This window comes from Caballeronia sp. LZ008 (assembly GCF_031451435.1).
GTDB lineage: Bacteria > Pseudomonadota > Gammaproteobacteria > Burkholderiales > Burkholderiaceae > Caballeronia > Caballeronia zhejiangensis.
The window spans coordinates 1,345,469-1,357,894 of sequence record NZ_JARUXK010000001.1; the positions used below are offsets into that span (position 1 = coordinate 1,345,469).

Below are 12,426 nucleotides of genomic sequence, written 5' to 3' on the forward strand. Positions count from 1 at the left end.
CCGGCGAAGCGTGCGAAGTCGCGCATTGGGCGCCACGCCAAAACGCGCTCCGGCGGTCCTCGCGGGTGCGAATCTGCGTCGCGGAATCGAAGCGCGTATCATGTAACAAGAGTGTCCGGAGGCTTACACATTTATGGCGGACAAAAAAGGTTCCAGTAGCGAAAAGCTGCTGTATTGCTCGTTCTGCGGCAAGAGCCAGCATGAGGTGAAGAAGCTCATCGCTGGGCCGTCGGTGTTCATCTGCGATGAATGCATCGACCTGTGCAACGAGATCATTCGCGACGAGGCAGCCGGTGCGGCGGAGGAGGCCGGGCTGACCAAGTCCGACCTGCCGAGCCCGCAGGAAATCAGCGATATCCTCAATCAGTACGTGATCGGCCAGGAACGCGCGAAGAAAATTCTCGCGGTGGCCGTGTACAACCATTACAAGCGGCTCAAGCATCTCGACAAGAAGGACGACATCGAGCTGTCGAAGAGCAACATTCTCTTGATCGGGCCGACCGGCTCGGGCAAGACGCTGCTCGCGCAGACATTGGCGCGCATGCTGAATGTGCCGTTCGTGATCGCCGATGCAACGACGCTGACCGAAGCCGGCTATGTCGGCGAGGACGTCGAGAACATCATTCAGAAGCTGCTGCAGAATTGCAATTACGAAGTCGACAAGGCGCAGCGCGGAATCGTGTACATCGACGAGATCGACAAGATCAGCCGCAAGTCGGACAACCCGTCCATTACGCGCGACGTGTCGGGCGAGGGCGTGCAGCAGGCGTTGCTGAAGCTGATCGAAGGCACGATGGCGTCGGTGCCGCCGCAAGGCGGACGCAAGCATCCGAATCAGGATTTCATCCAGGTCGATACGACCAACATCCTGTTCGTCTGCGGCGGCGCGTTCGACGGACTGGAAAAGGTCATCACGGATCGCACCGAGAAGACCGGCATCGGTTTCGGCGCGAGCGTGAAGAGCAAGCAGGATCGCGACGCGGGCGAAGTGCTGCGCGAAGTCGAGCCGGAAGACCTGATCAAGTTCGGCCTGATTCCGGAGCTGATCGGCCGTCTGCCCGTCGTGGCGACGCTCGGCAAGCTCGATGAAGCCGCGCTGGTGAAGATCCTGATCGAGCCGAAGAACGCGCTCGTGAAGCAGTATCACAAGCTCTTCGCAATGGAGCGCGTCGAACTGGAAATCCGTCCGGCGGCGCTTCAGGCCATCGCGCAGAAGGCCATTCGCCGCAAGACCGGCGCGCGCGGGCTGCGTTCGATTCTGGAACAGGCGTTGCTCGACGTAATGTACGAACTGCCGACCATGAAGGGCGTTTCGAAGGTGATCGTCGACGACAACACGATCGACGGAGACGGCAAGCCGCTGCTCATCTACGAAGACGCACCGAAAGTAGCAGGATCGAACTGAAGCAGGCTGTGTGTCGGCGAAAGGCCGTTCATGGCGACGTGAACGGCCTTTTATTTTTGTCGGTTTATCTTGTGGACGTTACTGACGCGATCTTTGACTAACGACTTTTCCCTTCCGATAAAGGCTTGCAATAGCTCTGACCGGCCTTATTTACGACTGAACTGATTCCACTAATGGGGAAATGAAATGTCAGGAACCCAACTCCTCCCGCAGGAACGCATTACGCTGCCGCTGCTCCCGCTGCGCGACGTAGTCGTTTTCCCGCATATGGTGATTCCGCTCTTCGTCGGGCGGCCCAAGTCGATCAAGGCACTCGAAGCCGCGATGGAAGGCGGCAAGCACATCATGCTCGTCGCCCAGAAAACGGCGGCGAAGGACGAGCCGACCGAAAAGGACATGTACGAAGTAGGGTGTGTCGCCAACATCCTGCAAATGCTGAAACTGCCCGACGGCACGGTGAAAGTGCTCGTCGAAGGCCTGCAGCGCGCGAAAACGCTGTCGATCGAAGAGCAGGAAACGCAATTTTCCTGCGATGTGATGCCGCTCGAGCCGGATCACGCCGATAGCGCCGAAACCGAAGCGCTGCGCCGCGCGATCGTGTCGCAGTTCGATCAGTACGTGAAGCTCAACAAGAAGATTCCGCCGGAGATCCTGACGTCGCTGTCGGGCATCGACGAGGCGGGTCGTCTTGCCGACACTATCGCCGCGCATCTGCCGCTCAAGCTGGATCAAAAGCAGCACATCCTCGAGATGTTCCCTGTGATCGAGCGTCTGGAGCATCTGCTCGCCCAGCTCGAAGCCGAAATCGACATTCTTCAGGTCGAGAAGCGCATCCGTGGCCGCGTGAAGCGTCAGATGGAAAAGAGCCAGCGCGAGTACTACCTGAACGAGCAGGTCAAGGCGATCCAGAAGGAACTGGGCGAAGGTGAAGAGGGCGCGGATCTCGAAGAGCTCGAGAAGCGCATCGCCGCCGCGCGCATGCCGAAGGAAGCCAAGAAGAAGGCCGACGCCGAGCTGAAAAAGCTCAAGCTGATGTCGCCGATGTCCGCGGAAGCGACTGTCGTGCGCAACTACATCGACACGCTGATCGGCTTGCCATGGCGCAAGAAGAGCAAGGTCAACAACGACCTTTCGAATGCCGAGCGCGTGCTCGACGAAGACCATTTCGGTCTCGAAAAGGTCAAGGAACGCATTCTCGAGTACCTCGCGGTGCAACAACGCGTCGAGAAGGTGAAGGCACCGATTCTGTGCCTGGTCGGGCCTCCGGGCGTCGGCAAGACCTCGCTCGGGCAGTCCATCGCTCGCGCGACGAACCGCAAGTTCGTGCGTATGGCGCTCGGCGGCGTGCATGACGAATCCGAAATTCGCGGCCACCGTCGCACGTATATCGGTTCGATGCCCGGCAAGATTTTGCAGAGCCTCACGAAGGTCGGCGTGCGCAATCCGCTTTTCCTGCTCGACGAAGTCGACAAGATGGGCATGGATTTCCGCGGCGATCCGGCATCCGCGCTGCTCGAAGTGCTCGATCCGGAACAGAACCATACGTTCGCGGACCACTACATCGAAGTGGACTTCGACCTGTCCGACGTGATGTTCGTGGCGACGTCGAACTCGCTGAACATTCCGCCGCCGCTGCTCGACCGGATGGAAGTCATCCGCCTGTCGGGTTACACGGAAGACGAGAAGGTCAGCATCGCGACGCGTTACCTGTTGCCGAAGCAGAAGCGCAACAACGGCCTGAAGGACGGCGAGATCGACGTCACGGAACAAGCGATCCGCGACATCATTCGCTACTACACGCGTGAAGCGGGCGTGCGTTCGCTCGAGCGTGAAGTGTCGAAGATCTGCCGCAAGGTCGTGAAGATGCTGCTGCTCAAGAAGGCGGAAGGCGCCGTGAAGGTCGACGGCTCCAACCTCGACACCTTCCTCGGCGTGCGCAAGTACGACTTCGGTCTGGCCGCGAAGGAAAACCAGATCGGTCAGGTGACGGGTCTTGCGTGGACGGAAGTGGGCGGCGATCTGCTGACGATCGAAGCAGCGGTGATGCCCGGCAAGGGCGGCGTGATCCGCACGGGTTCGCTCGGCGACGTGATGAAGGAATCCGTCGAAGCGGCGCGCTCGGTCGTGCGTTCACGTTCGCGCCGGCTTGGCATCACGGATGAGTCGTTCGAGAAGAAGGACATCCACATCCACGTGCCGGAAGGCGCGACGCCGAAGGACGGTCCGTCCGCCGGTATCGCGATGACCACGGCGCTGGTGTCGGTGCTGACCGGCATTCCGGTTCGCGCGGATGTCGCGATGACGGGCGAAATCACGCTGCGCGGCGAAGTGCTGCCGATCGGCGGATTGAAGGAGAAGCTGCTGGCAGCGCATCGCGGCGGCATCAAGCTCGTGCTGATTCCTGAAGAAAACACGAAGGATCTGGCCGACATCCCCGACAACGTGAAGAACGCCATCGAGATCGTGCCGGTTCGCTGGATCGATCGGGTGCTGGAACTGGCGCTCGAACGTGCGCCGGAGTCGTTGCCCGAAGACGAAGCGAAGGCAACGCCCGTCGCAGCCGAACAGCAGAAGGACACGCCAGCAACGGGCGAAGTCGTAAAGCACTGAACGCTTGTCGCGGCACGGTTTTAACGCCGTGTTGCGTGAACGAGGCTAAAAACCCGCGGGCAACCCACCCGCGGGTTTTCTTTTTGCGCGCGGCTTTTCGAAGAGAACTTCTAAAACGCCCGAAGGCCGCGCCGAATAAGGCTCAACCCCGGTTGACACGTGTCTTTCGGCTAAGTTAAATGAGCGCCGCATCCAATCTTATCGAGATGCCATCCGCTTCGATGCCGGACCACATCGATTAAAACGTGCCAATACTGATTCGGGGATCACAATGAACAAGACGGAATTGATCGACCATATCGCGCAGCAAGCCGATATCTCCAAGGCCGCCGCCGGCCGCGCGCTCGATGCGGTCATCGGCGGCGTAAGCGCGACGCTGAAGAAGGGCGGCACCGTGACGCTCGTCGGCTTCGGCACGTTTGCCGTCGGCAAGCGCACCGCGCGCACGGGGCGCAATCCGCGCACGGGCGATGAGATCAAGATCAAGGCCGCGAAAGTGCCGAAATTTCGCCCTGGCAAAGCGCTGAAGGATGCGCTAAACTAGCGGACTCGCTGGATACGGACCTTCGTAAAACGAAGTCTGAATCCAGCAGCAGCGCAAACCGAGTGAATTGCGGACCGGGTGCTTAGCTCAGTTGGTAGAGCGGCGCCCTTACAAGGCGTAGGTCGGGAGTTCGAGCCTCTCAGCACCCACCAGGTCACAGTTCATTGCGCGCTACCCGGAGCGGTAGTTCAGTCGGTTAGAATACCGGCCTGTCACGCCGGGGGTCGCGGGTTCGAGTCCCGTCCGCTCCGCCAGATTCGACAAGAAATCCCGTAAGCTTCGCGGCTTGCGGGATTTTTCTTTTGGCGCGTGCTCGTTAAGAATGCTAATCATTGCTTCGCATCATTGAATGCTTGCTGGACGCAAACTTTCAACTGAAACATCGCCCGTTACGAAAAGGGGACGCGAGAATTTCACATCGGGCGGTGCAAATCCCGCCCGCCTTTCGCCTTTTCCTCGTCCACTGTTGTAATATCGAGCGTTTTGTTATAACCACGCAGCGCTACGCATGCTCGACTTCTTCCGTAATCACCAGCGCCTGATGATGGCTCTGCTGATCCTGATCATCGTGCCCGGTCTGGGCATGGTCGGGATTCAGGGCTTCAGCAACTATTTCGACGAAAGTTCCTACGTCGCCAGCGTGAATGGCCACAAGATCACGCGCGCCGAATTCGACAGCGCTTTCCGCCAGCAGGTGGACCGCGCCCGCTCGATGCTCGGTTCCCAATTCGACGCCAAGATGTTCGACACGCCCGAAGCGCGCGCCGCGATGGTCGATAGTCTCGTGCAGCAACGCGCGATGGCCGACGAAACGCAGCGTCTGCATCTGACCGCCTCCGACGACGCCGTGCGCCGGGCGCTGCTCAACGATCCGGTGATCTCGTCGCTTAAGAAGCCCGACGGCAGCATCGACCTCGATCGCTACAAGCAACTGCTCGCGATGCAGGGCATGACGCCCGCGCAGTACGACGAGCGCATGCGCTACACGATCGCGACCGGACAGATTCCGGGCAGCATTCAAGGCACGGCGTTCACGTCGAAGTCGCTCGCGCAAAGCCTGACCGAACTCGCGGAACAGAAGCGCTCGGTGCAGGGTCTGTCGCTGCGCGCGGCCGACTACACCGCGAAGGTCCAGCCGACCGACGCGCAACTCACCGCCTACTACGAAGCGCATCGCAACGATTTCGCGACGCCCGAAACCGCCACGATCCAGTATCTGCTGCTGTCGCCATCGACGATCGCGGCCGCATCGAAGCCGAGCGACGCCGATCTCAAGAAGTACTACGACGACAACATCCAGCGCTATCGCACCGAAGCGCAAGTGCGCGCGAGCCACATTCTCGTGAACGCACCGAAGGACGCGAGCGCGGCCGACAAGGCGAAGGCCAAGCAGAAGGCCGAAGACCTGCTCGCGCAAGTCAAGGCGCATCCGGATCAGTTCGCGCAAATCGCGCAGAAGAACTCCGACGATCCCGGCTCTGCAGGCAAGGGCGGCGATCTCGGCTACTTCGCGCGCGGTCAGATCGCGGGCGGCAAGGCTTTCGACGACGCCGCATTCGGCCTGAAGAAGGGCGAAGTCAGCAATATCGTCGAGTCGGATTTTGGCTATCACATCATTCAGTCGACCGACGTGAAGCCTTCCGTCACGAAGCCGTTCGACGAAGTGAAGGACTCGATCGCGAAGGATTACGCGGCTCAACAGGGCACGAAGGGTTTCGCCGACGACGCGCAAGGCTTCACCGATCTCGTCTACGAGAAGGCCAAGTCGCTGCAGCCGGCCGCGGACAAGTACAAGCTGACTGTGCAGAGCGCAACGGTCGGTCCGAAGCCGAATCCGCAATTGCCGCAAGACAATCCGCTCAACAATCCGAAGTTCCTCGCGGCCGTGTTCGCGCCGGATGCCGTGAAGGACCGCAACAACACGCAGGCAATCGACGTCGGCAACAACACGCTGATCGCCGCGCGCGTCACCGACTACAAGGCCTCGACCGTTCCCGCGTTCGACGTCGTGAAGGACGACGTGCGCAAGAAGGTCGTCGCGGAAATGGCTGCGGCGATGGCGAAGAAGGAAGGCGAGGCGAAGCTCGCGGATCTGCAGAAGTCGAAGTCGACCGACGGCTTCACGTCGCCTATCACCGTCTCGCGCAATGACGCGCAAGGCTTGCCGCCCGTCGCGTTGAGCGCGATCTTCAAGGCGGATGGATCGAAGCTGCCGTCGTATGTCGGCGTCGATCTCGGTGCGGAAGGCTACGCGATTTATCGTGTGAACGGCATCGAGAAGGCCGCGCCGGTCGCCGCCGATCGTCTCGCCGGCGCACAGCAGCAAGTCGCGCAGGTCTACGCGCAGGCCGACATGGAGGCGTACCTCAACTCGCTGAAGGCTCGCTCGAAGGTCAAGCTGAGCCAGGCGCCGGCACCATCGTCGAACTGATCGGCGCTGACATCATCGAAAAGCCCCGCTTCCGAAAGAAAGCGGGGCTTTTTTGCTTTGCTACGCCGCTACGAGACGGCAGCAGGATGCTTACAGGCAAGCCTGAATATCGCCGGTTGCCTGACTGCCGGCAGCGCCCGAGGCGCGGAAACCGACCCACGTACCGGAGCCCGAGCGCGCTGGCTGCACCACCGCGGCGGCGCCATTCGGCGGCTGCTGGCCGGGCACATAGACGTCGACGCCCTGATTGTTGGCGAGCGTGTTCTGCGACACGACCTGCTGCTGTGACTTTTCGGCCCACTTTTGCGCGATGCACTGCGCGACGACATTGGGCGCCTGCTTGCTCATGCCGACTTGTTGCACGTTGGCGGGCGGCTGTGCTGCACAAGCCGAGAGCGCGACGGCCAGGCCGAGGAGAGGGATAAGTTTCACGTGACCTCCTTGTAGAGTCGCTCACGAGACGAGCGGGTTATAAGAGTTACGCGAAAGTCTCAGATATCTGAATCGTGGCCGTGTTCCGCGTTGGTTCTGCAAGAGCTGTCGCGGCCAGCGTCGTCCTAATGCGACGCACTGGCGCCCAGCAAGGGTTTCAAGGTTGGCCAGACGTTTTCCAACAGCAAAGGCTGGGCCTGCACCGTCGGATGAATCTGGTCCGCCTGGAACATGGCGGGCTTGTCAGCGATGCCGGCAAGCAGGAACGGCACGAGCGGCACGTTCTTCTCCTTCGCGATGCGCTCATAGACGGCGTGGAACTTTTGCGTATAGTCCGGGCCGTAATTGGGCGGGACGTACATGCCGATGAGTAAAACCTTCGCATGCGCCGCCTGCGAGGCATCGACGATGCTGCGCAGATTCGTCTCCGTCGTCGCGAGCGGCACGCCGCGCAGCGCATCGTTCGCGCCGAGTTCGACGATCACGACCGCGGGCTTCAGGCGAGAAAGCACCGCGGTCAATCGTGCGCGCCCGCCGCTCGTGGTGTCCCCGCTGATGCTCGAATTGGCGACGCTATAATCGAAACGCTCCTTCGCAAGCTTGTCGCGCAAGAGGTTGACCCAGCCGGTGTCGCGCGGCAGGCCGTATTCGGCCGACAGGCTGTCGCCCAGCACGACGATCGCGGGCTTCGGTTGCGCTGCGGCTTGCGCATCGGCGGCATGCGCTGTGGCCGAACATGCCGCCATCAACAGGATCGCCGGCACGAGGCCGCGCAAGTTAATTTTCAGAGTTTCCATGCAAAACAATATCGAGCCGGTCATCGAAGTTCGGGGGTTAAGCAAGCGAGTGAAGGACGCAACGGGCGAGCTTACGATTCTCGATCAGATCGATCTGTCGATCGCGAAGGGCAGCAGCGTCGCGATCGTCGGTGCATCGGGCTCGGGCAAGTCGACATTGCTCGGCCTGCTCGCCGGATTGGACAGCGCGAGCGAGGGCTCGGTTCGTCTGCTCGGCAAGGAGCTGTCGAACCTGAACGAAGACGAACGGGCCGCGCTCAGAAGCGGCGCGGTCGGCTTCGTGTTTCAGTCGTTCCAGTTGATGCCGCATCTGACCGCGCTCGAAAACGTGATGCTGCCGCTCGAACTGCGCGCCGAGATGCCGCACGGCGAGATCGCGGCGCGCGCCCGCTCGCTTCTCGATCAGGTCGGTCTCGCGCAGCGCACGGGCCACTATCCGAAGCTGCTTTCCGGCGGCGAACAGCAGCGCGTCGCGCTCGCGCGTGCCTTCGTCACGCATCCGGCCGTGCTCTTCGCCGACGAACCCACGGGCAGCCTCGATGCCGCCACGGGCTACGCGATCATCGACCTGATGTTCGAGATGAACCGCCGCAACGGCGCGACGCTCGTGCTCGTCACGCACGACGCCGAACTCGCCGAGCGCTGCGACGCGACGGTGACGATCGAAGCGGGGCGGCTCGTCAACGGCATCGGCGTATAAAAAAACCCGCGACGCCGAAGCGCCGCGGGCCACCTTCTTCAACGCGCGCTTCAGCGCTTCAAAGCCTCGCGCGCACGCGCGATCAACGCGGATGTCGACGAATCGTGCTTGGCCGGATCGGCGCTCGCGGCGGTGATATCGGCCTCGACGACCTTGCCGAGAATCTTGCCGAGCTCCACGCCCCACTGATCGAACGAGTTGATGTCCCACACCGTGCCCTGCACCAGCACCTTGTGCTCGTAGAGCGCGATGAGCGCGCCGAGCGACTGGGGCGTGAGCGCGTCGAGCATGATGGTCGTCGTCGGACGGTTGCCGGGGAAGCTCAGATGCGTCGCCAGTTCCTCCTTGCCCGGACCCGCGACCTTCTTCGCTTCTTCGAGCGTGCGGCCGAGCATGAGCGCCTCGCTCTGCGCGAAGCAGTTGGCGAGCAGCTTCGCGTGATGATCGACGAGCGGATGCTCCGGCGTCAGCACGGCGATGAAGTCGATCGGAATGATCGTCGGTCCTTGATGCAGCATCTGGAAGAACGCGTGCTGGCCGTTCGTGCCAGGCTCGCCCCAGATCACGGCGGCGGTCGGGTAATCGACCATCTTGCCGTCGAGACGCGCCGACTTGCCGTTGCTCTCCATTTCGAGCTGCTGGAGATACGAAGGCAGATAGTGCAGCGCCTGCGAATACGGCGCGACGAGATCGCTCTGCGAACCGAAGAAATTGCGATACCAGATGCCGATCATGCCCATCAGCACCGGCAGGTTCTTGTCGAGCGGCGCGGTGCGGAAGTGCTCGTCCATCGCGGCCGCGCCTTGCAGCAGCGCGTCGAAATTCTGCGGACCCACCGACAGCATGATCGACAGCCCCACCGCCGACCACAGCGAGTAGCGTCCGCCGACCCAGTCCCACATCTCGAAGACGTTTTCCTTCGCGATGCCGAACTTGACCACTTCAGCCGGATTCGCCGACACGCCGACGAAATGCTTCGCGAGCTGATCTTCGGGGCAGCCGGACTTCAGGAACCAGTCGCGCATCGAATGCGCGTTCGTCATCGTTTCGAGCGTCGTGAAGGTCTTTGAGACGACGATCGCGAGCGTTTCTTCGGCGTCGACTTGCTGAAGGACGTTCCAGAGATCCGCGCCGTCGACATTCGATACGAAATGCGTGTCCAGATCCTTCAACGCCAGATGATGCAGCGCGTGCACGACCATCTTCGGCCCGAGATCCGATCCGCCGATGCCGATATTCACAACATGGCGAATGCGCTTGCCCGTATAGCCCGTCCACGAGCCGTCGCGAACCTTGTCGGCGAAGGCGGCCATCTTGGCCTTTTCCTTCTGCACCTGTTCGTGGAAGGGCGCATCCGGCGACTGCGCGCGCAGCGCGGTATGCAGCACGGCGCGATGTTCGGTGATGTTGACGATATCGCCACGGAACATCGCGTCGCGGCGTTCGGTGACTTTCGCCTGCCGCGCGACTTCGACGAGCAGCTTGAGCGTTTCGTCCTTCACGCGGTTCTTCGAAAAGTCGATGGCGAGGCCGCCGCCCGCGAAAGTGAGGCGCTCGGCGCGCGTCGGCGTGGTGTCGTTCTGCGGCGCGAACCAGTCGCGCAGGCGCTCGCCGGAGATGGCATCGTAATGCGTCTGGAGCGCCGACCAGGCAGGAAGCGAGTTGAGCATCGAGTTTTGGGTCATGAGCGGTCCGTTAGTCTGAAGGTGACAGAGGAATACGTTCGTGCGATTGCGGCTCGCCTGCCTGTGCGTCGTGTCTGGTGAACGCGACTGAAGCAGATGTGAGCGGCCGCGGTTGCCCGAATCAAAAAAGAGTATAGCGACGATGCATGAACGGATGCTTGCAAAGCGTCACGGCGGCCTTGCAATGGGACGCGCGAAAACCGTCAGTTGCGCGCGTGCTCCGCGTAAAAGCGGCGGTTGATGAGACTTCGCACGACGGGCGCGAGTTCTCCGGCAGTCAATCCGGCCGGGCCGATGCCGCCGTCGCTGAGCGTCTGCGCGGCGAGGCCGTGCAGCCAGACGCCCGCGAGCGCCGCTTCGTATGCAGGGAGCTTCTGCGCGAGCAATGCTCCGATCAATCCGCCGAGCACGTCGCCGGTGCCGCCCGTGGCGAGTCCCGCGTTGCCGGTCGGATTGACGGCGACGCGGCCATCGGGCGAGGCGATCACGGTGCCGGAGCCCTTGAGCACCGCAATGGCCGCATAGCGCGCGGCGAGCTGGCGCGCGGCCGCGATGCGATCGGCCTGAACCGTTTTCGCGTCGGTTTGCAACAGACGCGCGGCTTCCAGCGGATGCGGCGTGAGGATGCACGGATCGCCCTGCGCGCCGCGCGCCGCGACGGCGGAGGCGAGCGCGTCGTCTTTCGCGACGAGATTGAGCGCGTCGGCATCGAGCAATTTCGGGACATCGAGCTTCAGCGCGTCGGTCAGTACCGTTTTGGCGCGCTCGCTCGGGCCCATGCCGCAGCCGATGGCGAGCGCGTCCATCCTGTCGAGCGCGAGGTCATCGACGTGATGCAGCATCAGCTCGGGATGCGGCGGATCGTAAGGCGGAAAGCCTTCGCCAAGAAACGCGACGTGCACCTTGCCCGCGCCGCCGTTGAGCGCCATGCGCGCGGCGAGAACCGGCGCGCCGCACATGCCGGTATCGCCGCCGACCACCGCGAGCGAGCCGAACGTGCCTTTGTGGGTCGCGTTGTCGCGTGGCGGCATGCATGCGCCGAATAGCGCGGGCGCGTTGAGCACGATCGACGGCGCCGCGCTCGCATCGACTTCCAGCGTCGAAACGAAAAGGCGTCCCGTCAGATCGCGGCCCAGCGACGTGAAATGCCCCGGCTTCGCGCCGATGAAGGTGATCGTGTCCGTTGCGCGCACGGCTTCGCCGCCGTTCACGGGCGCGCCGGTGTCGCTGTTCAGGCCGCTCGGGACGTCGAGCGCGAGCACGCGCCCCGACGCGCGCGCGCGGCGCGTCATGCGCGCGGCGATTTCCGCGAACACGCCTTCGAGCGGCCGCGTGAGACCGATGCCGAACATGCCGTCGACGAGCCAGCCGACGCCGTCGAACGAGGCGGGCGGCTTGTCGTCGATCGAGACGCCGGCCGCGCGCGCCGCGTCGAGCGCCCAGCGCGCGTCGTCGGGCTTCACTTCGACCGGCATGCACACGCGCACCGGAATGCCCGCGCGATGCAGGCGCTCGGCCATCACCAGCGCGTCGCCTCCGTTGTTGCCGGGGCCGGCCGCGAGCCACACCGGCAACGCACGCGAATCCGGATCGTGCTCCAGCGCATCGATGACGCATTGCGCGGCGGCCGCGCCCGCGCGCGCCATCAGCGTATGCGGCGGCAGCGCGGCGGCTGCGCGCGCTTCGAGCGTGCGCAGCTCGGCGAGCGTCAGAAGCGTGAGCGGATCGTCTTTGGGAGTGAAATAGGGCGAGCGGGCAGCGGTCATGGCGGCGGGCGGGAAAGCGCTTTGGAAACCCGGCGTCCGCAGCATTCGTGCCCGTC

General features: G+C 62.7%; 9 protein-coding genes and 2 tRNA genes. 7 read left to right on the plus strand and 4 right to left on the minus strand.

Annotated elements, in window-relative coordinates:
- Positions 1 to 133 precede the first annotated feature (133 nt).
- From clpX to QCE49_RS06400, 6 genes are all read left to right on the plus strand, one after another.
- Complete coding sequence (clpX, locus tag QCE49_RS06375; protein WP_008349753.1) at positions 134 to 1,405, plus strand: ATP-dependent Clp protease ATP-binding subunit ClpX; 1,272 nt, start codon at positions 134 to 136, stop codon at positions 1,403 to 1,405.
- Positions 1,406 to 1,591: 186 nt separating this feature from the next.
- Positions 1,592 to 4,015: an endopeptidase La gene (lon, locus tag QCE49_RS06380; RefSeq protein ID WP_008349749.1), complete on the plus strand. Its 2,424-nt coding sequence runs from the start codon at positions 1,592 to 1,594 to the stop codon at positions 4,013 to 4,015.
- 211 nt (positions 4,016 to 4,226) lie between these two features.
- Positions 4,227 to 4,559, plus strand: a complete 333-nt coding sequence (locus QCE49_RS06385; protein ID WP_279613068.1) for an HU family DNA-binding protein — start codon at positions 4,227 to 4,229, stop codon at positions 4,557 to 4,559.
- A 76-nt stretch (positions 4,560 to 4,635) separates the two neighbouring features.
- A tRNA-Val gene (locus QCE49_RS06390) sits at positions 4,636 to 4,711 on the plus strand.
- 25 nt (positions 4,712 to 4,736) lie between these two features.
- Positions 4,737 to 4,813: transfer RNA gene (locus tag QCE49_RS06395), tRNA-Asp, on the plus strand.
- Between the two features lie 254 nt (positions 4,814 to 5,067).
- Positions 5,068 to 6,990 carry a SurA N-terminal domain-containing protein gene (locus tag QCE49_RS06400; protein WP_309805808.1) on the plus strand — a complete coding sequence of 641 codons (1,923 nt, stop codon included), beginning with the start codon at positions 5,068 to 5,070 and terminating at the stop codon, positions 6,988 to 6,990.
- A gap of 90 nt (positions 6,991 to 7,080) precedes the next feature.
- Here QCE49_RS06400 and QCE49_RS06405 read toward each other — a convergent pair whose 3' ends face one another.
- On the minus strand, positions 7,081 to 7,422 hold the full coding sequence (locus tag QCE49_RS06405) for a hypothetical protein (RefSeq protein ID WP_008349728.1): 342 nt from the start codon (positions 7,420 to 7,422) through the stop codon (positions 7,081 to 7,083).
- A 125-nt stretch (positions 7,423 to 7,547) separates the two neighbouring features.
- On the minus strand, positions 7,548 to 8,219 hold the full coding sequence (locus tag QCE49_RS06410; RefSeq protein ID WP_284507484.1) for an arylesterase: 672 nt from the start codon (positions 8,217 to 8,219) through the stop codon (positions 7,548 to 7,550).
- On the opposite strand from QCE49_RS06410, the gene QCE49_RS06415 reads away from it, so the two are divergent.
- Positions 8,218 to 8,919 (plus strand): ABC transporter ATP-binding protein, encoded by a 702-nt coding sequence (locus QCE49_RS06415; RefSeq protein ID WP_033535923.1) that lies wholly within the window; start codon positions 8,218 to 8,220, stop codon positions 8,917 to 8,919. The genes QCE49_RS06410 and QCE49_RS06415 overlap by 2 nt on opposite strands.
- 50 nt (positions 8,920 to 8,969) lie before the next feature.
- Here the strand turns inward: QCE49_RS06415 and pgi are convergent, their stop codons facing one another.
- Positions 8,970 to 10,604 (minus strand): glucose-6-phosphate isomerase, encoded by a 1,635-nt coding sequence (gene pgi, locus QCE49_RS06420; protein ID WP_250459251.1) that lies wholly within the window; start codon positions 10,602 to 10,604, stop codon positions 8,970 to 8,972.
- A gap of 203 nt (positions 10,605 to 10,807) precedes the next feature.
- Complete coding sequence (locus QCE49_RS06425) at positions 10,808 to 12,370, minus strand: NAD(P)H-hydrate dehydratase (protein WP_250459249.1); 1,563 nt, start codon at positions 12,368 to 12,370, stop codon at positions 10,808 to 10,810.
- Positions 12,371 to 12,426 lie beyond the last annotated feature (56 nt).

Excerpts from the sequence above, each read along its gene's own strand:
- clpX (WP_008349753.1), top strand. The coding sequence starts at position 134 with ATGGCGGACAAAAAAGGTTCCAGTAGCGAAAAGCTGCTGTATTGCTCG.
- lon (WP_008349749.1), top strand. The coding sequence starts at position 1,592 with ATGTCAGGAACCCAACTCCTCCCGCAGGAACGCATTACGCTGCCGCTG.
- QCE49_RS06400 (WP_309805808.1), top strand. The coding sequence starts at position 5,068 with ATGCTCGACTTCTTCCGTAATCACCAGCGCCTGATGATGGCTCTGCTG.
- QCE49_RS06415 (WP_033535923.1), top strand. The coding sequence starts at position 8,218 with ATGCAAAACAATATCGAGCCGGTCATCGAAGTTCGGGGGTTAAGCAAG.
- QCE49_RS06410 (WP_284507484.1), bottom strand. The coding sequence starts at position 8,219 with ATGGAAACTCTGAAAATTAACTTGCGCGGCCTCGTGCCGGCGATCCTG.
- pgi (WP_250459251.1), bottom strand. The coding sequence starts at position 10,604 with ATGACCCAAAACTCGATGCTCAACTCGCTTCCTGCCTGGTCGGCGCTC.
- QCE49_RS06425 (WP_250459249.1), bottom strand. The coding sequence starts at position 12,370 with ATGACCGCTGCCCGCTCGCCCTATTTCACTCCCAAAGACGATCCGCTC.